This window comes from Ewingella sp. S1.OA.A_B6 (assembly GCF_049889095.1).
GTDB lineage: Bacteria > Pseudomonadota > Gammaproteobacteria > Enterobacterales > Enterobacteriaceae > Ewingella.
Genome location: NZ_JBLJFK010000019.1, coordinates 1 through 23,618 on the forward strand (window position 1 = coordinate 1; position 23,618 = coordinate 23,618).

The window sequence follows — 23,618 nt, forward strand, 5'->3', positions numbered from 1 at the left end:
TCTACGAGAAAAATGGTTATATCCGTATTGAGAATTACGGCCCATATATGGGTAGGACAGAAGCTGTTTGTTTCTCAAAGGCATTGCGCTGATTGTATTAATTAGATCTGACGTCCGCTTCTGGCACAGGTTGTGTGAAAACCCTGACCAAAAACTGAAGTGCTCGCGTATACGTAAAATCTGACTTTGATCGATTGCTTAGCTGAGTCAATTTTTACGTATGAGCACGGTTTCATCTGCATTTATGGCAGTATCTGCGACCAAAAAGTGTTTTCACACAGCCTGGGCACAGAGCAGACATTTAGCAGGTAGCTTTGAAGTAGTATTTACGTTTAGGCTTGCTGCTGCCCTGCTTTTACCCGGAGTATGGTTTGACGGGTAGTATTAAATTCTCGAGCAATAGCGCTGATACTGAACCCGGCATTAATACGTTCTGTAACTATATGTTTTTCTTGCTCACTCAGGTTGGGCGGACGACCAAAACGTTTGCCTGAAGCCCTGGCACGTGCAATGCCTGAATACGTGCGTTCAAGTAGTAGATCTCGTTCAAACTCTGCCACGGCGGAAATGAACAGCATGGTCATTTTCCCGGCCGGGCTGGTGAGAGCCCCCTCCCAAAGCCAGGCAATGAACCCTAATATTTGAAGCGGCCAACTGTTCTACTGTTTTTCGGATATCCATTGCATTTCGTCCCAGGCGGTCAAGCTTAGAGACAATCAGCACATCCCCACTTTCCATACGAACAAGCAGCCAGATATAGGCCTTGATGAAAGAGAAGGAGACTCTCTGCGGAAAAATTAAAAAACGCCATTCATAAAAAGCGGGAATTTAGGTTGGCTATCCGGTCAGGAAGTCACTAGAGGCAATGATAAGATCATGAAGGTCGTGAATCATGGGTGATGAAGATATCCAGCAATTCACCTAGGCAGGCTAAGACATACGTATGTACATAATCCAATTTACGACCCCAATGGATTATTTTTACTACTGTCGAAAGGGTGCAATTTGTCGAATAAAAACTCTGGAAAAAAATCATATGCGACTGTAGGCCTAACCCAGCAAGGGTTTCCTACTTTTCTAATCCTTATACCTGTATGGGTATTGCGTTACCATGCGTTGATCACGTAGTCGTCGTGCCGGAAAATCACCGCGCACCGTTGTCATTCTGAAAAACTGGCCGTAAAACGCCAGTTTTTTTATACTTTTTTCTTATCTTTAGAGTTACACTTCATTCAAAATAATGACTTATTGTCATCTCGGATTATTATTAAACAATGCTAATTATTTTTTATTTTAAAATATTTTATGGTGCCGATAATAGGAGTCTAACCTAAGAACTTAGCATTACTACTGAGAGTGTTTATGCTAAGGATATTATAATGTCATTATGCGACATCTATCCTTTTGTTTTTTTCATCCTAAGGTATATTTAAAGGAGATCGTTACCATTTAAGGGCGAAACCTGGCATCAGTTGATGTGTTACACGTCAACTGATGTCAGGTTTTTTTAAATATGTATGATGAGAGCGGAAAATGAAAATTAATAACTTTCAACTGATGGCCAAACCCTCCGGTTCGGTGTGCAACATCGACTGTTCCTACTGTTTTTATCTTGAGAAAGAGCATCTATATCCGGAAAGAAAGAAAAACTGGAGAATGGATAATCTGACGTTGGAAAATTACATCAAGAAAAATATTGCAGCACAACATGCCGATGTCGTTGACTTCCTATGGCAAGGTGGTGAACCGACGATGCTAGGAGTTGATTTTTATCGGGAAGTCGTCCGATTACAGGCTCTGTACCGGGGCAAGAAAACCATCAATAACTTCTTTCAAACCAATGGCATTAATATTAATGACGACTGGGCGATATTTCTTAAAGGGCATAATTTCCTGGTGGGAATATCCATCGATGGCGATCGTATCAGCAATGATGCCCACCGTCTAACCCGCTCAGGAAAGAGCACCTTCGACAGCGTCATGAATGGCATTGATATTCTGAAACGTCATAAGGTAGAATTTAATACCCTGACGGTCGTGAATGCAGAAAACGTTAAGCGACCTTTAGATGTCTACCGATTTTTAAAAAGGATCGGCAGTCGCTATATGCAATTCATCCCTTTAATTGAACGTCGCGCTGCCCGCCCGGATGAAAATGGACTGACGCTGATTAAACCAGATTTCTCCGGTCAGTGTGCGGTGGAAGCCTGGTCTGTTCCGGCTCCTGCCTGGGGGGAATTCCTTAATACGATATTCGATGAATGGTCGGCCAACGATCTCAGCCAGATCTTTGTGATGAATTTTGAGCAAACTCTTGCCAAAATAAATGGTGCACAAAGTGTCTGTATTATTAACGAAACCTGTGGTGGAAATTTAATTATTGAATCCAACGGTGATGTCTATTCCTGCGACCATTTTGTCTATCCGGAAAATAAGCTTGGAAATATCAACGAGCACAAAATCACTGAAATGGTAAATTCGTCGCAAAATATCGAGTTTGGCGAGCGTAAAGCCACCCATATCAGCAAGGAATGCCTGACCTGCCCGGTAAAATCCGTCTGTAATGGCGGCTGCCCTAAGCACCGCTTTGAATTGTCGAGCGACGGGAAGCCAACCAAAAATTATCTCTGTGATGGTTTTGCGATCCACCTGCATCACGTGGTGCCCAGAATGCAGCATATCCTGAGACGACTACAGCAAAGAACTACGCCAGCCCGCATCAAGCGCGAAATGAAAAATTTCGACCGACGCCCACATTAAATTTCCCTCCCCGCTGCCTTGTTGCGGCGGGGGCGATGCCCGCCCATGTAAAAACTCGACTTATTTTTGCGCCAATCGGTAATGCATTTTAACCAGCATCACTTTCACTCCATCGACGACAAAGGGTTCCAACGCTACCCAGACTTTATCAATGTGATCCACCGGAAAGTTAACAATGGTTTTCACCTCGCCGGCAAACCAGAGTGTTGAATCGCCGTGGCGGATCTTATGGAAGCCTGGTAGTTGCTTATCGTAGAATTTCTCCAGCGTCTCGGCAGAGGCGAGTGACAGGAACATGGCAAACGGCAGCGAACTACCGTGGTCATCGAAGGTGATACCGTTATAACGATTGAAGACCAATTTCGATTCCGGATACTGCGCGAAGGGGATCATCCGCACGAGAGAGGTTTTGCGATATTTCTCCGGCACCCCCATTTTCTGCGCCAGCGACTGCGTCAGTTGGTCAGTATTGTCGGCGAGGGCGACGCCAGCAAACAGCGATAGGATCAGTGCAAATAGTATGCGGCTAAGGTGCATTTTCTCTTTCCTGTAAAAGCAGAAAAAGGAGGAGCATTGTTCGCTCCTCCTCTGCTTTCTGGCTTCGTTTAGTTCTTTTCTTTCATGTCGTTTTCTTTGATGAAGTCCTGGGTTTTACCCATCATTTCACTCATTTTTTGCACTTGCTCTGCTTTCCCCGGGGTGTCCGGCAGGAACCCGACATACTTGTCTTTCGGGCCATAGGGACGCATCCAGTTCTGCGGGAAGTCGGCAGATTTCACGCCCTTACCATTATCGTCATAACGCTGAACAACCCCTTCAGACAATTTGGCGTTATAAGGAATAATGTTCTTGCCTTTGTGATCGCCGAGTTTGGCAAACAACTCCTGACGCAGATTCTGCTTAATTTTCACAATCACCGGATCGTCGGAATTAATCAGGTTATGCATCTCTTTCGGATCTTCTTGCAGATCGTACAGCTCTTCGGTATCCCACACGCCATAGTAGTTGATGTATTTATAGCGTTCGCCACGGATCGCGAAGGTAGTCGGCGTGTACGGGAAGTTATATTCCCAAAAATATTCGTAGACGAAAGTCTTACTTCTCGCCTCAGCAGGCTCTTTACCCGTTCCGAGGGAGAGGAAGCTGGAACCGTCATACTCTTTCGGCTTTTGTAGTCCAGCCGCTTCAAGAATGGTCGGCGCGATATCAATGTTAGCGACCACATCGTTCACCACGCGACCAGCATCGAAGCCCGGACCACTGGCAATCAAGGGTACACGGATCGACTCTTCGTATGCATTACGTTTATCGATCAGACCATGCTCGCCGAACATAAAGCCGTTGTCGCCCATCACCATGATGATGGTATTTTTATCGAGGTTATGATCTTTCAGATACTGACGTACGCGACCGATACTGTCATCGACGGACATCAGCGTTTCATAGTAGCTCTGCAACCATTTGTTGTAGTCCAGGTTTTCCATATACGGGAAATCGATGCCGTGCCAGCTATTACGCTGATCTTTCACCCAACGGGGTTTCCCGGCGTAGTTCTCCGCATTGTTCACCCAGGAGTCCGGCTTTTTGAACACTTTACCTTTCAGCTTGCCGATGTGACGTGGTGCAGGCAGGAAGTCGGCATGCACACCTTTATGGCCTAAATAGAGCATAAAAGGCTTGGACTTATCACGGCGATCCAGCCAGTCCACGGCATAGTCGGTCAACTCATCGGTAATATAGCCTTTTTGCTTCACGACGTTGCCGTCCACATTCAGCTCAGACGCGCCACCAAACTCGTTGATCGGGTAGTAGTTGCCCTGAGCGTTGGAACCGATAAAACCGACCCATTTATCAAACCCGGCAAACCCTGGCTTGGCTTCTTTTTCCACACCACCAAAGTGCCATTTACCAAAGAAGGCGGTCTGATATCCCGCCTGCTTAAGACGCTGGGGGAAGAAGTCCAGACTGTATACGTTGTCGTTTTTATTGTTATCCACCATGCCGTGGTTGTGAGCGTACATTCCTGTCAGGATGCTGGCGCGGCTTGGTCCGCAAAGTGACGTCGTGACAAAGGCATTTTTAAAATAGGTGCCCTCTTTCGCTATGGCGTCCATATTCGGCGTCACTGCATCACTGTTTACAAATCCCATCGCGTCATAACGCTGGTCGTCAACGATGATATAAACAATATTAGGCTTTTCCTGAGCCGCATACGCCAGCGTTCCAACCGCAGTCGACGCCAGACAGGAAATACCGATCATTGCAGATAATAAACTTCGTTTCATATACTTCTCCTTGCTTTCGTCCTGAATAATTTCATGGCGTTAGAAAAACACCACATTCGCTGAAATACCGAATTTCCATTGATCATCCTTGTTGTCAGCAAATACTACATTATCGAGTTCATTATCGACCGCTTTCAGATAGGTAGCGTAGAATCTGATTTCAGGCAGCAAACCAAAGCTACTTTTTTCAAAACGAATTGAATGGAAAAAAGTGGCTTTATAACCTGACTCAGTCAGTGTTTGACCATATTGTTTACTATTCTGCTTAAAATACCCCAACTCCACACCCGTCTGATTAAAATTCTTCCAGATATATGCCGGACGGATCGCTGAACGGAAATAAGTTATATCAGAATGTGGTGCAAAGGTTTCTGGGTCAACAATGTCACTGGCTTTTCCGAATGCAATGGCGTGAACAACCCCGAAGTGATCGCCAATAAAATTTTCACCTTGCGTAATTGCTCGGTAGAGGATGCCACCGCTCTGTTCTCCAAAATAGTTATCGCTGTGGCCGAGATAGGGATTGGCACCATGAATGCGGGTCATGTTGGTAGCCATACCATTATTAGCCACCTGAAAGACCAGCTCATTAAAGCTATTATCTTCTTCAGTCTTTTTCAGCGCAGTCCCCGCCAGGAAAGAATCTTTCAGATCGAAAAACTCTCCTGCGGCGGCGCGATCTTTTTGAGACTGCGATGGGTTTGCCATGGTGTAATCACCGTGGAAGCCCAGTGTCAGGTCTGGTGCCAGTTTGATGTTGTTATAACGCATCTGTAGTGTATTACTGGACACACTGGTGCTACCTGACAGATTGGCTTTGTAGACCTTATAGTCATTGCGTCCGACCGCCAAGGGCCTATTTTCAGATTCTGGATCCCTGCGCCGCCGCCTTCCGCGGTGTAAGCATATTTCCAGTCAAACATCAGGATCTCTTTCGCCGGCAATTGGTTGCGGCCTACCCAGAAAATGGTTTCCGGATGGTTAGGCACCAACCCTTTGGTTTCAAGGTACATTTTTCCGAAAGAGATATCGTTACCGTCGGATTTAGCGAAGTTATTGTTGCTGCTATTCATATCAATGGAGCCGTCAAGCAGCACCACCGCTTTCATCGACACGCCGTCTTTATTGTAAAAACGCTGCGAGAAGATCAGGTCGTACCAACCATAGAATTCGTTACCGTAGCGACCCAGCGCGCCTTGTGCCCAGTTGGGCCGTTCATAGCTCATGCCTGACGCGCTGATACCTTTGCCGACTGTGACGGTGGCGTTGGTAGTCCCGCTGGAAGCGGCTTCCCAACCGCCGCGAAAATACCCAGCGAAATTAAAATCCTTGTGTTTATCATTATCGGCTTCGAGTTTCGCCAGACGATCTTCCACAGGAAAATAATCCTGTAACCTGGATGTATCGGCAAAGGTAAGACCGGGTAAGAGTGCTATCAGAGATAACGAAAAGTGCGCCATTTTTTTATTCATTTTCATGTCCCTTGCATTGTAATAAGTAGAGTAAGCTCTACCCTGTCCATTAACTCTTTATTCCGCCAGGTGATAAGAGACCGCCAACTCTCCGTCAATCCTGAATCTGGGGGAAATAATGTCATCCCTAACACCCGTATTTATAAAAATGGGGCCCAAATTTAAATCCCCATCAGCCTCTACGGGTAATAATCGTTATTTTAGGCTGGCATCACGGGTGCTGATGACCTCTTCATACCCGTTGAAGCTTTTATTTTTACGGCGTTCAAGTGTGCTATTGCCGCTATTGATTGTTGTTATTATTATCAATAACTATTATCACGTTATTATTTAAATTTTTGGTCATATTCATTGATTCCATCCCTGAAAATAAAAAACAAAAAAACCAGAGATTGTGCATTTAGCATTGCAAATACTAAATGCACAATCTCTGGTTTTGCCTGTATATACAGTAACAATCCGTTATTTAGGTATAAAGTACCATTTAGCTTCGAGATATAAAGAATGAATATTAGGAAATGTGACTTTGATCCAAATTTGTTTCTAATAACTGTCATTTAGGATGTTGTTGGATCTGTGATTTGAAGTGTTTGTATTATATGTTCCTTTATTGAATCAATCGATTGCGTTCGCGCTTTTATGCAATAAAAAGAGCCAACAGCACCGAACTGTTAGCTCTTAAGTGTTACGCAGTGACTTTCTGGTTTTACGACGACGGATTATTGTTCCCGCTTATTCGTACTTCTCACCATAAAGCCCAATCAAACGACGGACAACGCCGTTGGTCCAGCCAAAGCCATCTTGCAGTGGGTATTCACCGCCGCCACCTGCGCGTGGTACATCGCCGCTAATATGATATTTCTCAATCAGCTTATGGTGCTTTTGGTAAAAGTCATTCACCGTTCTTAGCCAGCTATGCGCAATTTCATCGCCAAGCGCATCATTGCCATACAGTTTAAAGCCTTGAATTGCCATCCATTGCAGCGGTGCCCAGCCGTTGGGTTTATCCCATTGTTCATCGGTCTCATATTCTGTTGCCAGAATTCCACCTTGAGTAAGCAAGCGCAAGCGCACTGCTTCAGCCAGCCGGTCAGCCTGACCATGGGTGGCAAGCCCGACATACAGCGGAACAACGCTGGCGGCAGAGAACAGCGCCATCTGCTGACGATGCCAGTCATAATCGCGGAAACATCCTTCTTCGTCATCCCACATATACTGATTAACCGCCGTACGCCGGTCGTCGGCCTTCTGGCGAAAGAGTGCCTCCGTTTCTCTATCTCCTTTTAGTACAGAGATATTGGCGATGACGCTCTCCAGTTTGTAGAGGAAAGCGTTGAGATCTATCGGGATAAACTGGGTGGTGCGGATGCTGGCAAGACGATGCGCATCACGTAACCAGCGCGATGAATAATCCCATCCAGAAGCTGCTCCAGCCCGCAGATCGCGGTAAACTTCATTTGCAGGGCGGCTGGAGAGTTTTGCCGTCTCGACATCCTCGCGCCAGGATTCATCGCGCGGCGTGTCCCTGTCGTCCCAATAGCGGTTAAGCAGCGCGCCATCTGGCATTTTTACCACATGGCGGTAGGCTTGATTAGGTGTCAACGATTCAGCGCCATCCATCCAAAATTCATATTCTTTCAGCAAATGCTCAAGGTAGCGCCGAGCACCACGTATGCCATCTTCTTCAAAAAGCTCCACCATCAAGGCAAATACCGGCGGTTGCGAGCGACTGAGATAATAGGTGCGATTACCATTGGGAATATGTCCGTAGGTTTCGATCATCCACGCAAAATTATCCGCCATCGTGCGTAGCAGATCGTTGCGGCCGCTTTCTGCTAACCCCAACATGGTGAAGTAGGAATCCCAGTAATAAGTTTCGCCGAAACGACCGCCGGGCACTACATAGGCTTGGGGCAAGGGGAGTAATGATGACCAAGGAATATGGCTCTCAGGCTCACGAGTTAACACCGGCCAAAGATTATCGATATGCTCTTTGAGCGTATCCCCTGGATTGGAGACATATTCCCCACCATGGTTCTCCGGCAGCCAGAAATATTTCTCAACAAATGCGTGCAGGTCAAAATCGTCCTTTTTTCGTGTCCGACGATAAAGAAGCAAAATATCCAATGGATCCATCTTGGGCGAGCAGTCAGGAAATGTTTTACTGTCTGCAAAAATTCGCGAGGACTGTACGTGTTCGAACAATTCCATATAGCGATCCGCGGGTGTTAATGCATCGGAAGGCGGCATCCCTTCGATCATCTCTGGCTGTGGCTCAGCGTCGAGCATTTTATCCAGTATCAGTTCCGAGGGTTCAACCTCATAGTGACTATGGGTGCTGAGAGGGAACTCCGCTGGTTCGTTAACCTGTAATTTAGAGTTGTGCATAGTCTACAAACCTCTGCATTGCGTAGTAAATAGACGAGATCTTTCCCGCGTGTCTCTGTGCTAAGTGTAGACATCCACTTAATCAATACATTCAAAAACTGTGCTGATGATCACGCTTTATTGTTCTCGTAGAGAATTTATATCGGCTAATTATTTGTTTTAAATAAAAAAAATAATATTCAGACGAAGGGGGAACGCCGACACGGAACAAGTTTCATTTGCAACGATTTATGAATATATGAATAGCCCCGGCGAGCGGGGCTAAAGGAAGAGCAGATAATTCGAAATGCTGCCTGAATGAGGACCGTCAGAAATTAGACACGTTAGCGGTCGTCTTTTGTTCGCTGCTGCGTGGTGTCATAGCCTGAAGATCTTTTAAATAATGTTCACCCCAATGGGAGATATCATTTTTGCGCAATACCTCCATCATGTCGTTATAGCGCGACAGGCGTTCGGCAAGTGGCATGTTCAGTGCTTGATTCAGCGCCGCCGCTACTTCATCACGGTCATAAGGGTTAACGATCAGCGCAGAGGTCAGCTCATTGGCAGCACCTGCAAATCGCGATAGCACGAGCACACCCGGATCTTCCGGATCCTGCGCTGCCACATATTCTTTCGCCACCAGGTTCATGCCATCTCTCAGCGGCGTAACCAATCCGACATCCGTCAGCCGGAATATTTTCATCAGTAAACGGCGTTCGAAATTCTGATTGAGATAAAACAGCGGCGTGCTGTTCATGCTGCCGTATTTACCATTAATCCGTCCCACTTCCATTTCCAACTGGTGGCGCAGATCCTGATAGGCTTGCACATCCCCACGTGAGGTTGGGGCAATTTGCGAATAACGAACCTTACCGCCCCGATGCTGCGGATAGTTCTCCAGCAAGGCTTCAAAAGCGAGAAATCGCTCCGGCAACCCTTTGGTGTAATCCAGTCGTTCACAGGAAATAATATTTTTTGCATCACCCAGCTCTTCCTTCATCACCACCATTTTTGGCGGCAGTGGCCCTTCCGCCATCTCTTTAATACTGTCCGGCGCTATGCTTATCGGATAAACCCCAGTCATAAAGCTATTACCGAAAGCATGATGGATTTGATCTCCTTTTTGCTGGAACAGAGTAATTTGGGCAAGATTATCGAGAAATGCGGTCCGATCGCTCTCCGTCTGGAAGCCAAGCGAATCATATTCACAGAGCATTTCTAACAGTTGTTCATGTGTCGGTACTGCGCTAAAAATTTCCGGCGTCGGGAAGGGAATATGCAAGAAGAGTCCGATGCGGTTATTTACGCCTAATTTTCGCAAAGCCGCGGCAAAGGGAAGCAAATGATAGTCATGGATCCACAAGATATCGTCTGGCTTAATTAGCGACTGTAACCTTTTGGCCAGCAGTTCATTGACCCGACAGTAACCCTCCCAAGCTTCACGCTGAAAATCGACCAAATCAATACGGTAATGGAATGCTGGCCACAGGACGGCATTCGAAAATTGACAATAATACAGGTCATAATCGTTTTGATTAAGGGGAACAGAGGCATAAGTAATGCCCTCTTTTTCCACCATATCTAAGTCATCTTCGTCTTCACCGGATATTTCACTAATCTCACCGTTCCAGCCAAACCATAGTCCCGAGGTATTTTTCAGTGCATCCATAATACCTACAGCTAGCCCGCCAGCGCTCTGCTTGGAATCATTCGGAATAGCGATACGGTTTGATACTACAACCAGGCGGCTCATAAGTGTGTCCCTTTCTCAACATGAGTTTGTAATAATAGCTGTTCAAGCCAATGATGCACATCTGCTACCTGTTTGAGGTGGTACAGGGCATGGCCGGAGCCTTCTCCCACTTTCACCGAAATACCGTTCATGGCATTCACTGCCAAAAATCCCTGTTCATCCGTTAAGTCATCACCAATGAAAACCGGAATGCGACCGGCGAAAGGAGGAGTCTGCATAAAAGTATTTATCGCAACGCCTTTATCTTTGCCGTGCGGTTTTATTTCTACCACACACTTACCTGGCTGCAACGTGAGGTGCGGAAACTGTGCCACGGCGGCTTCTGCTAATTCCAATACCTGCTGCTGAAATGGCATCGCCTGCCGGTAGTGCAGCGCGAAGGCCATGCCTTTCCCTTCCAATAATGTGCCAGGCATGGAGGCCATGCCTTTTTCTAACATATGTTGCAGAGGCACGGCGACTTCCGCTGGCAACGTGACGCATTGTAGGTTGCCTTCTCCATCACGCAGTTCAGCACCATGAACTCCTGCCATCGGCAATTTTAGAGGCTCAGTCAGTTTATCTAGTTGTTGGATCGGGCGGCCAGAAACCAATGCTAACGCCCCTTGACAGGCGATTGATAGTGCCTGCAAGTTGTCACGAACTGCAGAAGGGATAGTTACTGCATCGGGTTCTGACCGTATCTCTGCCAACGTGCCATCGACATCAAAAAAGAAGGCGTAAAGCCCGTCATCTACTGCGGGGAGGGGGGGTTCTGCTTTAGTATTTACGCTGGTATAGCTAGTCAAAATGATTCTCCTGTCTCTTTCATATCACGCGATCTGCCATCGCAGCCCAGTGAAGGCATACCCAATGAGGTGGCTCGATTGTGATCGCATGAAAGGTGTTTGATGCCTCAATAAATAAGTAAATCAGGCATCTGGAAATATAATCATGCAGCGAAAGATCAGGGTAAGAGGCGTTATTATTAGATGGTTATCTTGTTCGCTTACACTTCAATGCAATAAAAAATCATCTTATTGAGAATATAAAATCGGCTCACGGTGCCGCAAAAGTTATAATAATTAAAAATCGCAATATTTAAGTATATACTATATCTTAGATTTTACAAATATATCGATTGTTGTTGGTTTTTGGTGCAATACCATAATTACCTCGCGCTCCAATGTGGTTTGCGCTAATAGTCATTGGCGCATGAGGGATAATGCAATATAAAGAGATATTTATATGGGAACAGTCTGAATAGTTCGCGAAATGAATTTTTCATCAAGCCCTTATATAATAGTTAATTCATTCAGAAAATCCGCATGCAAGTTTAATCTCGCCCTTTCCGGCGCGGGCGGAGCCTTCCACATTATGTCTGATTTATTTCCCGAAAAATAAAAAAATTATTTAAAACCCTAACCCGCCAACTTGCCATTCTCCTCTAATATAACAAATGTCTGGTGATGATAGACGATCATTTCATTTGATGAGAAATTTAATCCATCGGAATGGTTGCGGTAGGTAATAAGCTGATGGAAAGCGGTTAAATCCGCGATATTCAGAACAATCCGTGAATTTTCACAAACTGGGGATTTTGTTCTACCTTTAGGGTTCATTCAGTTTGATATTAAGGAATGAAGATGAACAGCAAAAATTTGATTCCCACCGCCCCCAGTCAACTACATGTGGAATCCTTCCCGACCCCACCTTTTGAAAAGCAGAAGCAACCGTTCCCGGGGTTAGCTGGAAAAATGAAACCTGTCCCTGATCATGGTGAAACCTCCTATAAAGGCAGTTCGCGTCTGGAAGGGCGCAAGGCGCTCATTACCGGTGGTGACTCAGGAATTGGCCGTGCAGTGGCGATTGCGTTTGCAAGGGAAGGCGCAGAGGTTGTTATCAACTACCTGCCTGAAGAAGAGCCGGATGCAAAAGAAGTTGTTGAACTCTTGCGTGGTGAAGGGCGAAAAATCATTCCCCTGCCGGGAGATATTCGGGACGAAAAATTCTGTCAAAAACTGGTTCATGATGCCGTTGAACAGCTCGGTGGGTTAGATCTGTTGGTCAACAATGCCGGTCGTCAGCAATTTTGTGACTCTATTAAAGATCTCACCACTGAGGCCTTTGACGCTACGTTCAAAACCAATGTGTACGCGATGTTCTGGATAACCAAAGCAGCGCTGGAACACCTGCCACGTGGCAGTTCCATCATTAACACCAGCTCAGTTCAGGCTTTCCAGCCCAGTGATAATTTGCTTGATTATGCCCAGACAAAAGCGTCCATTGTTGCCTTTACCAAAAGTCTCGCTAAGCAGCTTGCGGCAGACGGTATTCGTGTCAATGCGGTAGCGCCCGGCCCATACTGGACTGTGCTACAGACTTCTGGAGGTCAGCCACAGGAAAAAGTTGAGAAATTCGGCGAACATGCACCGATGGGACGTCCCGGCCAGCCTGCTGAGATTGCTTCTTTATATGTGACTTTTGCCTCGTCAGAAAACAGTTACTCTTCCGGTCAGGTTTGGTGCTCGGATGGCGGAACAGGTACCGTTTAATAAGTCCAGTTTTAGGTATCAGAACAAGCCGCAGAATTTTCTGCGGCTTTTTTATAATCTGAAACGCTGATAGTTGCGTATGCACATAAAAAGTAATTTTTGAGCCGCTGACTGGAAAAAGCTCGCAGGACTCGGTTATTCGGAAATCATTGATATTTTAATTTATATGCGCCGAACGTAATGACCAGAAACGCTGCCGCAACGGCATAGAATCCGACGTACAGGCTGGAAAGATGGGCGATAAAGCCGATCAGCGCCGGACCGCCGAGCACACCGAGATAGCCTAGCGTCGCCACCATGGCAACGGACATATTCACCGGCATGACTTTTTCCTGTCCAGCAAGCGTAATCAATACCGGCACGATATTCGCCGCGCCAATACCGACCAGCGCAAAGCCGCACAATGGTAAGAGCCAGCCAGGTAACAGCACTACCATCAAATAACCAGCAATGCCGAGAAGACCACCGACAATTAACACCCGCTTACGGCCCAATGCACTGACTATCGCATCGCCGGTCATACGCATCAGCGACATCGCGATGGCAAACACCGCAAAACCCCAGCCAGCATGTTCCAGCGCCAGTCCGCGTTCGCGCGTAAGGAAAACGCCGCCCCAATCGAGCACCGCGCCTTCGGCCATAAAGCAGATCATCGCCATGACCGACATTAACATCAACCGGAAGTTTGGTCGGGCTTTGGCTTTCCCCTGAACCGGTTCTTCTGCATGCGCGCCAAACGGCAACAATCCACGGTATGAATAAGCGGTGATGATCACCACAAGCGCTATGGTGAACCACGTGCTGCCCTGCGGCGTGATGCCCGCGCTCAGCAGTAAAGCACCGCCACCGGCTCCGGCCATACAGCCGACACTCCAAAGGCAGTGAAAACCGGACATCAGCGGTTTATCACTCGCCTGTTCGACCAGCGTACCCTGCACGTTCACCGCCACATCCGCCAGACCAATACCCATCCCGAAGATGAACAGACTCAGCGCCAGCAGCCAAATATCACTGAACATGGCCAACAGCGGCAACATCAGGCAATACAACACCACTGAGGCGATGATCACCGCGCGACAGCCAAACCGGCCGATGAGCCGCCCTGAACCGAGCATAGACAGTAACGAGCCAGCCCCAAGACACAACAATAACAAGCCGAGATCGCCCGCTTCTGAATGCGTGCGTAACTGCGCGTAAGGCACCAGCGCCGCCCACAGGCCCATCGCCATGCCGGTGACAAAAAAGATCGCCCGTGTGGCAACTCGTTTGACCTGGCTTCCGACGTGCGCCGTCGTATTTTCGATTTCAGATGACAGTGACAATAGGTTCTCCCCGACAGCTTAATTAGTTATTAAAAGACATTTAATAAGTGTTAAGTATATTGGCAGAAAAGAAAAAAAGTCAATGCGCGCAGAAGGCGGCGCCGCAGATTCAGGAACGACAAGCGATGGGAGGATAAAGATTAGAGGCCAAAGGCGACGTGTCGATTGTAGTTGTTTAGGGTGAGCTCAGTGATGCCTTGCAGATAATCCTGACGCATCGAGGCCCGGTAAGTCAGCACCGGCATGTGTTGCGCGGGGATATGCTGATGGCAGCGTTCGATCAACTCGGGGAGTAGTGCTTCACTGATTTTCGGGCCGCAGAGTGCAATGGTCACCGGATTAATAATGGCGACCAGCGAGACAATGACTTTCGCCATTTCATCGGCCACCGGGAGCTTATCCATATCGACGAACGGCAGATTGGACACTTCACCGGCAAACTGGCTGGCCCCCTGCAATACCTGTCCGTTGATCACCATCCCACAACCAAGGCAAGGCACTTCCGGCTTGAATATATAGGCGACCGGCGCGGTGACGCCCGCACAGCTGCTGCGATAAAACCCGTAAGCGGTATAGTTCATGTCGTTATCCACCTGCACATAGATACCGAAACGCTCTCGCAATTGTTGTTCAACCGGCACACCGGCAAAGGCGCTGATATCACAGGTCGCGAGGGTACCTTTCATCACCAAGCCCGGCAGCCCAATCCCCAGCGCTCTGATATTCGGATATTCCGCCAGCACACGGGCGATCAGCTGATAGAACGTGTCCAGATTCAGCGGCATAAACCGCGCCTCCCCTTGTGCAAGGCTCCCGCCGGTAGCCGAATTCACCGTCCAGATAATCTGCGCCGCCGCATCACTGCCCTGCGCATACAAGCTCAGCACCGAGAAATAATCCGGGTTATAGGCATACCGCTGTGCAGGCCGTCCGCCGCGAGAAATATCCCGTTCCAGCGCCAACACTTCGCGGCTCAGGCTCAGCTCGTTCAACACCGCTCCGCAGGTCGCAATGCTCAGCCCCGTCGCGCTCGCCAACTCAGCTTTGGTCGCAGAACCCAGTGATTTCAATGCATGGGTAGCCAGTACCACATTGTTGATCTTCATTTCACGGGTTGTACGGTTTAACGGAGTGATCATAGTGCCTCGGAAGATGCGCGTAATTTGGGGGGTAATTTAGCATAAAGTGGGGGAAGGAGATGCGCCGGGTGACCTAACCCAAGATCCTGACCTGCTCCCAAAAACTAATAACGCGCTACTATTTGGTAATAATGCAATAAAAGTGTCGGAAGGCCATAGCACACCGGTCAAAAACTGTGAGATGTCCAAAAATTGCCCCAATGAGAACGTTACATTTTTTAATTATAATCACCATGATGAAATATCCAAACTGTCGTTGAGTAAAAGCATTGTATTAATCTACATTTAAAATAAGATTAATCTTAATTGGCCTGTATTAAGCTATTTCTTTCTGATTCTTCCTCCATTGGTCTGCAAAGAATTTTAGATACCGTTTCAATCGTTTTAAACGTGCATGAACAATCAATGTTTTGACATTGATAATAGGATTCTTTTGTCTGTTGAGAAAGATACCTGCTGGTTCTTATATGTGCTGAATGATGACAAAACGGGCAACGCATCATAGGTGACCCCCAATGATTAAACTTAGGATAAACAATTGAAAAAAATGGGTTTTGTCACCTAATTTATCAGTATTATCTAACGTGTGTAATTCATGCAGAGGAGTATCTAAATGTAGACTGAAGTTATACTGCACTTTTTTAAAGCCCCTTGACATAGCATCATCCTGTTCATCAAGCTGTGCGATCACCATCCATTATTTACCTTAAAAATAATATAACTTAAAGATGTATAACCAGTGGCACAACAAATTAAACACGAATTAATGTATTATTTTTATGCTTCTTTAATCAATCCCTTAAAACGCGCCACTGTCTGCTACTCAAATTCGATTTTCATCAGAAGTATGTGATTCTGGCCGTGCCAAAAGTGCATGACTAATATATCTGAGAAAAGAACAACTCAGGACTGGAATGATGTATGAAAATGCACGAGTTCAACTCTTGTTGCCATATTCCTAAAACGCGGTTTCATTTTATTTATCGGAATAATGATATTTTTAATTAATGGGAAAATGAAGCGTGCTACATAGTAAATCATAAAAGTATCGAGTAAAAAAAACGAGTTAAATAGTCTAAATCCTAAAGTGGTTAATAAAAAACAGTCTAACACTGCACATTAACAATAAATTCATATACATCATTAATTTTATAAAAATCAAACAATAAAAATAGAATATGTAATTACAAAAAGCATAAAAATAATGTCAGAACCACCACACAACAATAAACGGATGAACTTAAAAATTAATCATGCAAGTATTAACTCGACTTAAATAAGTCACACACTATTAACGCTTAACCAAAGGATACTTATGACTAACGTCAATTATACGCCAACTATCTGGACTCGTGCGGATGCTTTAAAAGTCAATGAAAATGACCCAACTACCACTCAACCTATTGTCAGCGCTGACTTTCCAGTCATGAGCGAAGATGTATTTATTTGGGACACCATGCCACTGAGAACATTTGATGGGACAATTGTATCTGTAGATGGTTGGTCAGTTATTTTCACATTAACCGCTCAACGCAACACTAATAACTCAGAATATCTTGATGCACAGGGAAACTATGATATTACCAGCGATTGGACCGATCGCCATGGGCGAGCAAAAATTTGTTTCTGGTACTCGCGCACGGGTAAAGATTGGATTTTTGGTGGACGTGTTATGGCGGAAGGTGTATCCCCGACCACCCGTGAATGGGCAGGCACACCTATTTTACTGAACGATGATGGCGATATTGACCTTTATTATACAAGCGTTACACCTGGTGCAACCATTGTGAAAGTAAAAGGTAAGATTCAGACTTCAGATGACGGCGTTACGCTAAGCGGCTTTAATGAAGTTAAATCACTGTTCTCTGCTGATGGTGTTATTTATCAAACCGAAAGCCAAAACCCTTACTGGAACTTTAGGGATCCCAGCCCGTTCATCGACCCCGTTGATGGCAAACTCTATATGCTATTTGAGGGTAATGTCGCCGGTGACGCTGGTTCACATGTTATTAGCAAGAAAGAGATGGGGATCGTTCCTCCTGGTTATCAAGACATTGGCAATGCAAACACCAAGGTAGGTTGTATTGGTATGGCCGTGGCTAAAGACCTCTCAGGTGATGAATGGGATATTTTACCGCCGCTGGTGACTGCTGTCGGGGTGAACGACCAGACTGAGCGCCCTCACTTCGTCTTCCAGGATGGGAAATACTATCTGTTCACGATTAGCCATAAATACACTTATGCAGACGGCCTGGATGGCCCCGACGGTGTTTATGGTTTCTTCGGTGATAATCTTACAGGGCCCTATTCACCAATGAACGGTTCCGGTTTAGTTTTAGGTAACCCGCCATCACAACCCTTCCAGACTTATTCACACTGTGTGATGCCCAATGGTTTGGTAACATCCTTTATTGATAATGTTCCTACCGGCGAGGGGAGTTATAGAATCGGTGGGACCGAAGCCCCTACGGTGAAAATAGTATTGAAGGGCGATCGTTCTTACGTAGAGCGCGTCTTTGACTATGGCTACATTCCACCTATGAAGAATATAATTTTGAATTAAATTTTTCATGCCACCCTCCTGAATTTTATTTACGGGAGGGTATTTTACCGACGTATTACCATTGACTGACATACGCCTACTACAACCCTATTTATATTATTTCATTAAGGTTATACTTTGAACTTTGATTACTCATCATTGGCTGATTTTTTAAAATCATTGTGGCGTGGAGATACTTCTCTTAGCGGGGTTTTAATGTCCATATTAATAGCTTCACTCAGGACATCATATTCAGGAAGCAGGCGTGCAGACATCATTTTTGAAAGTTTACTTTGTGGTGCACTCACGTTAACAGCCGCTTCAATTATGGTTTATTTTGGCGTACAACAAAACATCACCGTAGGAGTTGGCGGTATTATTGGTTTTATCGGAGTTAAAAAATTAAGTCAATATTTGTCTACCTATATACAGAAAAGATTTTTAGGTAAGTGAGCATTCAAATAGATATTTAGCCGATCACCACTCTGGTTACCACAGCGCTACAGTTTCTGCCGCAGATCTCCCGCAGGCCACACCTTTAACGCCGAATTTCGTGAATCCCCTCGCAAATCTGATCACCAATCAGCAAAGGCACCTTGTGGCTTTTTTCAACGAATAATAGCAATACCTGACTTCACAAAAGAAGGCGATAAAGATGAGTGTTGCTGGTGCAGACACGCAGGCGAAAGCCCACCGCGCCGCCACAGGGCACGTGTCGCGCAAAGCGTAGTTTGGGCCGGGGAAGCAGAGCCGTATTGACAACAAGGATAAGCCTCCCCACTTTCGCCAGATAGTTCAGTGCCTGCGGTTAACTGCCCGTGCTCAGGGACTTCATCCTGTTCGCATAGCTTTTGCGCAGCTTTTGTAGCTTTGGTGGAATGACCGCCATACAGTAACCATTGCGCTGGCCGGCACCGTCCCAGTAGTTCTGGTGATAATCTTCCGCCACGTACACCTCGCCCAGCGGCTCGATGGAGGTGACTACCGGCTGCCTTTGATCCGCCTGCGCGCGCAGGATAGCGGCTTCGGCTTCAGAACGTTGTTCGGCGTTGGCCGGGAAAATCACCGAGCGGTATTGTGTGCCGACGTCGTTGCCCTGACGGTTAAGCTGGGTCGGGTCATGGGTCACAAAGTGGATATCCAGCAGATCGCCGTAGCTCAGTTTTTCCGCATCGAACCCTACGCGGATAGCTTCTGCGTGACCCGTCACACCCGCGCATACTTGCTCATAGGTTGGGTTGGGCCTGCGCCCGCCGGTGTAGACGCTCTCTACCGTCTCCACGCCAATCACATCTTTGAATACCGCTTCAGTGCACCAGAAGCACCCACCGCCAAAGATGGCATAGTCGATTGTCATACTCTCTCCCGAACTCAAAACACATCATTAACCTGTGTTAATCCTAGTCGATGAGTGCCGGTGAACCCATCTTTTTCAATCAGTGGTCATGGCGGGCAGTACCCGGCTGACTTCAGTCCCATAACCATGAATCGTTATCTCACCGTTTTGCAGCTCAACGGTGGCAAAGGGCAAGCTGTCGGCACCATCGAGCATCCCTTTCAGCGTAATAAAGTCAGTGTTGCCTATGCGGGCATATCCCCCCCGGTGGTCATGACCGGCAAAATAGGCCCGTACTTGATACTCACAAAGCAGTTCCAAAAGCGTTTCGCAATTCCACAAGTTATGGCTGTTGATGGGGGTCAGCGGATAATGGCCGAAGACGATGACTATTTCGCCCAGCCGTTTAGCCTGCTGCAAATTTTGCTCAATCCACTGTAGCTGCCGCGCACCGACTGCGCCATTCCAGGGCTGAGCCTGCGATTGCTGGCATTCAATCAAATCTTCCAGCATGAACTCGGCCAACTGGCGATCGTCACCGTTGGCATGATTGCAATACAAGCTCACATCATTGCCATCCAGAACCATAAAGCGGTAACCCGGCTGCGTGAATTGATAATAACTTTTTGGCAATCCGAGGGCCGGAGACTGCGCGCCAAGATGGTCGGAGATCACCTGTGCATCGTGATTGCCAATCAATGCCGCGTGCGGGTGGTGCAGCCCATCATACAGTGGCAGCAGCTGCTCGTAGCTTGACCAGTCGCGATCAACCAGATCGCCCAGCGTCACCACAAAGTCCAGCGGCAACGCATTCAGCTCGGTGATGGCCGCAGACAGTTTTCTCAGGCTGTGCCGGTAATAACGATTATGTTCCAGATCAGGCGGCGCGTCGGCATATTGCGGATCGGCAATCAAACCGAAGCGCAGCGTGGTGCGGTGAGGTGACGGTGAGCGGATTTCAGGCGTCTGATAAAGCGTACTGACCTTACCCAGCGCCTGCTGTTGTGACAGTGACAGCGCGGTATTTTCAGATAGAAAAGTCATCGGGTTACTCCTGCTAGCGAATGCCAGCACGCATGAAGGATTGAACAAACTGACGCTGGAAAACCAGGAAAAGCAGCAGTAATGGCAGCGACGTAATGATCGTCGCTGCGCCTATCAGTGCCCACTGCACGCCCTGCTCCGGGGCTGAGAATAGCTGCAATCCCACGGTCAGAGGACGTACTTTGACTGAGTCGGTGATCACCAGCGGCCAGAGGAAATCGTTCCAGTGAAAGCTGATCGACACCAGCGCAAACGCCACATAAATGGGCTTGGCCAGCGGAATATAAATCCTGCGCAAAATATAAAAGCGGCTGGCACCCTCCACGATGGCCGCCTCTTCCAGCACCAGCGGAATACTTTTAAACGTCTGGCGCAGCAGAAAAATAGCGAATGCGGAGGCAAAATAAGGCAGTGCGATACCCAACAGACTGTCCCTTAGTCCGAACGCACCGATGGTTTTATAGTTATTCAGAATCAGTACGTCGGGGCTTATCATCAGTTGCAATAAGATCAATGAAAACAGCACACCAGACCATTTGAGACGAAAACGCACCAGCGCGTAGGCCGCCATGGTGGCCAGCACCAACTGGCAGACAACAATCATCAACACCAGCATGATGGTATTGAGAAAATAGCGGCCAAATGGCGCAGCCTGCCAGGCGTGAACGAAGTTCTGCAACGTGAGCGGAGCAAACAGTGAGAAACTTCCCTGCTCAGACGCCGGGTGAATCGCCACCCATACAGCCACCAAAATAGGCAAAAACCACAGCAGTGCCGCCGTCCAGATCGTGAGATTCAGACAGAATTTGCCGACAGAAAAAGTGCGGCGCGGGGCCAGGTTCATCGTCAGGCTCATTGGTAATGCGCTCTCTTATCCAACAGATTAAATTTAATTAATGCAATGGCCGCCAATATCACCAGCAGCACGACGGTCATGGCCGAGGCATAAGGTAAATCCCAATAGCTGAACGCCGTCCGGTAGATGTAAAACAGCAACAAACTGGTGCTGTTGTCCGGCCCGCCGTTGGTCATGGCAATCACCTGATCGACGATTCGGAAAGCATTCATTGAGGCATTGATCAAAATAAACAGCGTGGTGGGCATCAATAACGGCCACTGCACGCGCCGGAAGAAATAGCGGCGGGATGCGCCTTCAATCTCCGCCGCTTCGGCCAGTTTCGGATCAATCTGCTGCAAGGCTGCCAGATAAAAAATCATGAAAAATCCCGCTTCGCGCCAAACTGAAACCACCATTAGGCTGTACAACGCGGTATGAGGGTCGCCCAGCCAGTTCACCGCCGGCATTGAGAACAGCGCCAGCAGTTTATTGAGCAAACCCAACTGCGGCGTATAGAAAAATAGCCACAGATTGGCGATGGCGACCATCGGTAATAGTGAAGGAATAAAAAATGCGGCGCGGGTGATGGCATTACCACGCAGGTGGCGGTTCACCGCCAGCGCCATCAATAACGCCAGCACCACCGACAGCGGGATGGTGATGACCGCATAGAGCAAATTATTTCGCAAAGCGAGCAGGAAGGTATCGTCATCCAGCAGCGCACGGTAGTTATCCAGCCCGACAAAATGGGCCGGATTTCCGCCTCGCGCTGCGCTGAAAACACTCTCCCACACCGTTGCCAGCGCGGGGTAATGGGTAAACAGCAGTAGAAAACCCAGCGCGGGTAACAGCAGCAGATAGCCATAAACCTGTAAAGACAGACCCCGGCGCTGGGCTGCACTGGCAACCGTGTAAAGAGTGCTCATGCGATGTCCGTTATTGGTAAGGTTTCAGCAGACGATCGGCCTGCTTCTGGGCCGACTCAAGCGCCTGCTCTGGCGTCTTGGTCTGCGTTACCGCGGCTTCAATCGCATGGTTGAGCAACTCCTGAATCTGCACGCTATTGTAGGTGGACAGCTCAGGCTGAGAATATTTCAGCTGTTCGCGGGCCACCAGCGCCTGGGGAACTTGCCTGACGTAATCCTTCATGGCGGCGGTATCCCATGCCGCCGGCGATGTCGCAACGTATCCGGTGGCAATACTCCAGCGTGCCGCCTGCTCCGGCGCGGACACCCAGCGGATAAATTCCATCGCCGCTTTTTGTTGTTCAGGCGTGGCGTTTTTGAAGACGTAAAGGTTACCGCCACCGGTCGGGCTGCCGCGCTGGGTTTTCTCAGGCAGCATCGACACACCAAACGGGAATTTCGCGTTATCGCGCACAGTGGTCAGGTTGCCGGTCGTGGTGACCATCATGGCCGTTTTGCCATCAATAAAATCTTGCGGTGTGGTGCCCCAGGCAATCGCCCCTTTCGGCGATACGCCCTCTTTCTGGGACAGATCGGTCAACCATTGCAATGCTTCAACGTTAGACGGCGTGTTGAAGGTCACCGCTGTCCCCTTGCCGTTATCCAGATGACTGCCGTTGGTGGCAGCAATGCCCTGGAAATTCCAATAGCCGTTTGGCGTGGACGGAATTTCAATACCCCATTGGGCCACATTGGCACCGTCACGAACCACCAGCTTCTTACCGAAATCAACCACCTGCTGCCAGTTGGCCGGAGGTGTGTCGCCATTCAAGCCAGCTTTCTCAAAAGCCTGTTTATTCCAGTACAGCACCACGGTTGAGCGCTGGAAAGGAATGCTCCAGACCTTGCCCTGAATGTGGCGGATAAAGGCCGGATAAAAACCATCAATCCACGCTTTACCCGCTGCGTCGTTAGCTAAATCGCTGACGGGCAAAATCGCCCCTGCGTCGATCAGTGAATACGCTTCGATATCACCGATGACCGCCATCTGTGGTGCATTGCCGCCGCGAAACGCGGTTAATGCTTTGGTAACGGTGGTGGCGTAATCGCCGGTATAGACCGGCTGAATGTTGATATCAGGATGTGTTTTTTCAAAATCGGCAACCAATGTGTCGACAGTATGGCTGACTTTCCCACCGACGGCGATCGGATAATACATCTGCAATTTCACTGCATCAGCAGCATAAGCAGACGTTCCCGTGACCAGCAGGACGGCGGTGGCAAGACGTGATAAGCGCAGAGCAAAAGACATATTTTT

General features: G+C 47.7%; 19 protein-coding genes and 2 pseudogenes. 5 read left to right on the plus strand and 16 right to left on the minus strand.

The features are described from left to right. A pseudogene (locus ACMV8I_RS20470) lies at nt 1-92 on the plus strand (GNAT family N-acetyltransferase); the annotation flags it as partial. 240 nt (nt 93-332) lie between these two features. On the opposite strand, the pseudogene ACMV8I_RS20475 reads toward ACMV8I_RS20470, so the two are convergent. Continuing rightward, nucleotides 333-750 (minus strand): annotated as a pseudogene (locus ACMV8I_RS20475) (recombinase family protein); the annotation flags it as partial. A 783-nt stretch (nt 751-1,533) separates the two neighbouring features. Here ACMV8I_RS20475 and ACMV8I_RS20480 point away from each other — a divergent pair. Beyond that, nucleotides 1,534-2,760, plus strand: coding sequence for an anaerobic sulfatase maturase (locus ACMV8I_RS20480; RefSeq protein ID WP_498867025.1), 1,227 nt, complete (start codon nt 1,534-1,536; stop codon nt 2,758-2,760). 60 nt (nt 2,761-2,820) lie between these two features. Here the strand turns inward: ACMV8I_RS20480 and ACMV8I_RS20485 are convergent, their stop codons facing one another. The 7 genes from ACMV8I_RS20485 to otsB form a co-directional block, all read right to left on the minus strand. Continuing rightward, nucleotides 2,821-3,297, minus strand: a complete 477-nt coding sequence (locus ACMV8I_RS20485; RefSeq protein ID WP_498867026.1) for a hypothetical protein — start codon at nt 3,295-3,297, stop codon at nt 2,821-2,823. Nucleotides 3,298-3,365: 68 nt separating this feature from the next. Further along, nucleotides 3,366-5,045, minus strand: a complete 1,680-nt coding sequence (locus tag ACMV8I_RS20490; protein WP_498867027.1) for a sulfatase family protein — start codon at nt 5,043-5,045, stop codon at nt 3,366-3,368. A gap of 39 nt (nt 5,046-5,084) precedes the next feature. Then, entirely contained in the window at nt 5,085-5,837 is a 753-nt protein-coding gene (locus ACMV8I_RS20495) for a carbohydrate porin (protein WP_498867028.1), read from the minus strand. Next, a complete protein-coding gene (locus ACMV8I_RS20500) occupies nt 5,780-6,517 on the minus strand; it encodes a carbohydrate porin (protein WP_498867029.1) in 738 nt (245 codons plus the stop codon). The genes ACMV8I_RS20495 and ACMV8I_RS20500 overlap by 58 nt, the downstream gene beginning before the upstream one ends. A gap of 732 nt (nt 6,518-7,249) precedes the next feature. Further along, nucleotides 7,250-8,905: an alpha,alpha-trehalase gene (locus ACMV8I_RS20505; protein ID WP_498867030.1), complete on the minus strand. Its 1,656-nt coding sequence runs from the start codon at nt 8,903-8,905 to the stop codon at nt 7,250-7,252. A 307-nt stretch (nt 8,906-9,212) separates the two neighbouring features. Then, nucleotides 9,213-10,640, minus strand: a complete 1,428-nt coding sequence (gene otsA, locus ACMV8I_RS20510; protein WP_498867031.1) for an alpha,alpha-trehalose-phosphate synthase — start codon at nt 10,638-10,640, stop codon at nt 9,213-9,215. Then, on the minus strand, nt 10,637-11,428 hold the full coding sequence (otsB, locus tag ACMV8I_RS20515) for a trehalose-phosphatase (RefSeq protein ID WP_498867032.1): 792 nt from the start codon (nt 11,426-11,428) through the stop codon (nt 10,637-10,639). The genes otsA and otsB overlap by 4 nt, the downstream gene beginning before the upstream one ends. An 837-nt stretch (nt 11,429-12,265) precedes the next feature. Here otsB and ACMV8I_RS20520 point away from each other — a divergent pair. After that, entirely contained in the window at nt 12,266-13,174 is a 909-nt protein-coding gene (locus ACMV8I_RS20520; protein WP_498867033.1) for an SDR family oxidoreductase, read from the plus strand. Between the two features lie 146 nt (nt 13,175-13,320). Here the strand turns inward: ACMV8I_RS20520 and ACMV8I_RS20525 are convergent, their stop codons facing one another. From ACMV8I_RS20525 to ACMV8I_RS20535, 3 genes are all read right to left on the minus strand, one after another. Next, the gene (locus ACMV8I_RS20525) at nt 13,321-14,496 is read right to left on the minus strand and encodes an MFS transporter (RefSeq protein ID WP_498867034.1); all 1,176 of its coding nucleotides are present in this window, start codon (nt 14,494-14,496) and stop codon (nt 13,321-13,323) included. Between the two features lie 140 nt (nt 14,497-14,636). Continuing rightward, the gene (locus tag ACMV8I_RS20530; protein ID WP_498867035.1) at nt 14,637-15,635 is read right to left on the minus strand and encodes an ROK family protein; all 999 of its coding nucleotides are present in this window, start codon (nt 15,633-15,635) and stop codon (nt 14,637-14,639) included. 302 nt (nt 15,636-15,937) lie between these two features. Beyond that, nucleotides 15,938-16,138 (minus strand): ogr/Delta-like zinc finger family protein, encoded by a 201-nt coding sequence (locus tag ACMV8I_RS20535; protein ID WP_498867036.1) that lies wholly within the window; start codon nt 16,136-16,138, stop codon nt 15,938-15,940. An 812-nt stretch (nt 16,139-16,950) separates the two neighbouring features. Here ACMV8I_RS20535 and ACMV8I_RS20540 point away from each other — a divergent pair. Then, complete coding sequence (locus ACMV8I_RS20540; RefSeq protein ID WP_498867037.1) at nt 16,951-18,198, plus strand: glycoside hydrolase family 68 protein; 1,248 nt, start codon at nt 16,951-16,953, stop codon at nt 18,196-18,198. 117 nt (nt 18,199-18,315) lie between these two features. After that, nucleotides 18,316-18,630 (plus strand): phage holin, lambda family, encoded by a 315-nt coding sequence (locus ACMV8I_RS20545; protein ID WP_498867038.1) that lies wholly within the window; start codon nt 18,316-18,318, stop codon nt 18,628-18,630. A gap of 355 nt (nt 18,631-18,985) precedes the next feature. On the opposite strand, the gene msrA is transcribed toward ACMV8I_RS20545, so the two are convergent. The 5 genes from msrA to ACMV8I_RS20570 form a co-directional block, all read right to left on the minus strand. Further along, on the minus strand, nt 18,986-19,534 hold the full coding sequence (gene msrA, locus ACMV8I_RS20550; protein ID WP_498867039.1) for a peptide-methionine (S)-S-oxide reductase MsrA: 549 nt from the start codon (nt 19,532-19,534) through the stop codon (nt 18,986-18,988). Between the two features lie 75 nt (nt 19,535-19,609). Next, the gene (locus ACMV8I_RS20555; protein WP_498867040.1) at nt 19,610-20,557 is read right to left on the minus strand and encodes a metallophosphoesterase; all 948 of its coding nucleotides are present in this window, start codon (nt 20,555-20,557) and stop codon (nt 19,610-19,612) included. 13 nt (nt 20,558-20,570) lie between these two features. Next, nucleotides 20,571-21,401 carry a carbohydrate ABC transporter permease gene (locus tag ACMV8I_RS20560; protein WP_498867041.1) on the minus strand — a complete coding sequence of 277 codons (831 nt, stop codon included), beginning with the start codon at nt 21,399-21,401 and terminating at the stop codon, nt 20,571-20,573. Nucleotides 21,402-21,409: 8 nt separating this feature from the next. Then, the gene (locus ACMV8I_RS20565; protein ID WP_498867042.1) at nt 21,410-22,321 is read right to left on the minus strand and encodes a carbohydrate ABC transporter permease; all 912 of its coding nucleotides are present in this window, start codon (nt 22,319-22,321) and stop codon (nt 21,410-21,412) included. A gap of 10 nt (nt 22,322-22,331) precedes the next feature. Further along, complete coding sequence (locus tag ACMV8I_RS20570) at nt 22,332-23,612, minus strand: ABC transporter substrate-binding protein (RefSeq protein ID WP_498867043.1); 1,281 nt, start codon at nt 23,610-23,612, stop codon at nt 22,332-22,334. Nucleotides 23,613-23,618 lie beyond the last annotated feature (6 nt).

What these genes read in the sequence shown, in the direction of transcription:
- ACMV8I_RS20500 (WP_498867029.1), bottom strand. Translation starts at nt 6,517, where the DNA reads ATGAATAAAAAAATGGCGCACTTTTCGTTATCTCTGATAGCACTCTTA.
- otsA (WP_498867031.1), bottom strand. Translation starts at nt 10,640, where the DNA reads ATGAGCCGCCTGGTTGTAGTATCAAACCGTATCGCTATTCCGAATGAT.
- ACMV8I_RS20520 (WP_498867033.1), top strand. Translation starts at nt 12,266, where the DNA reads ATGAACAGCAAAAATTTGATTCCCACCGCCCCCAGTCAACTACATGTG.
- ACMV8I_RS20485 (WP_498867026.1), bottom strand. Translation starts at nt 3,297, where the DNA reads ATGCACCTTAGCCGCATACTATTTGCACTGATCCTATCGCTGTTTGCT.
- ACMV8I_RS20560 (WP_498867041.1), bottom strand. Translation starts at nt 21,401, where the DNA reads ATGAACCTGGCCCCGCGCCGCACTTTTTCTGTCGGCAAATTCTGTCTG.
- ACMV8I_RS20535 (WP_498867036.1), bottom strand. Translation starts at nt 16,138, where the DNA reads ATGATGCGTTGCCCGTTTTGTCATCATTCAGCACATATAAGAACCAGC.
- ACMV8I_RS20540 (WP_498867037.1), top strand. Translation starts at nt 16,951, where the DNA reads ATGACTAACGTCAATTATACGCCAACTATCTGGACTCGTGCGGATGCT.
- ACMV8I_RS20480 (WP_498867025.1), top strand. Translation starts at nt 1,534, where the DNA reads ATGAAAATTAATAACTTTCAACTGATGGCCAAACCCTCCGGTTCGGTG.
- ACMV8I_RS20505 (WP_498867030.1), bottom strand. Translation starts at nt 8,905, where the DNA reads ATGCACAACTCTAAATTACAGGTTAACGAACCAGCGGAGTTCCCTCTC.
- msrA (WP_498867039.1), bottom strand. Translation starts at nt 19,534, where the DNA reads ATGACAATCGACTATGCCATCTTTGGCGGTGGGTGCTTCTGGTGCACT.
- ACMV8I_RS20570 (WP_498867043.1), bottom strand. Translation starts at nt 23,612, where the DNA reads ATGTCTTTTGCTCTGCGCTTATCACGTCTTGCCACCGCCGTCCTGCTG.
- ACMV8I_RS20565 (WP_498867042.1), bottom strand. Translation starts at nt 22,321, where the DNA reads ATGAGCACTCTTTACACGGTTGCCAGTGCAGCCCAGCGCCGGGGTCTG.
- ACMV8I_RS20530 (WP_498867035.1), bottom strand. Translation starts at nt 15,635, where the DNA reads ATGATCACTCCGTTAAACCGTACAACCCGTGAAATGAAGATCAACAAT.
- ACMV8I_RS20490 (WP_498867027.1), bottom strand. Translation starts at nt 5,045, where the DNA reads ATGAAACGAAGTTTATTATCTGCAATGATCGGTATTTCCTGTCTGGCG.
- ACMV8I_RS20555 (WP_498867040.1), bottom strand. Translation starts at nt 20,557, where the DNA reads ATGACTTTTCTATCTGAAAATACCGCGCTGTCACTGTCACAACAGCAG.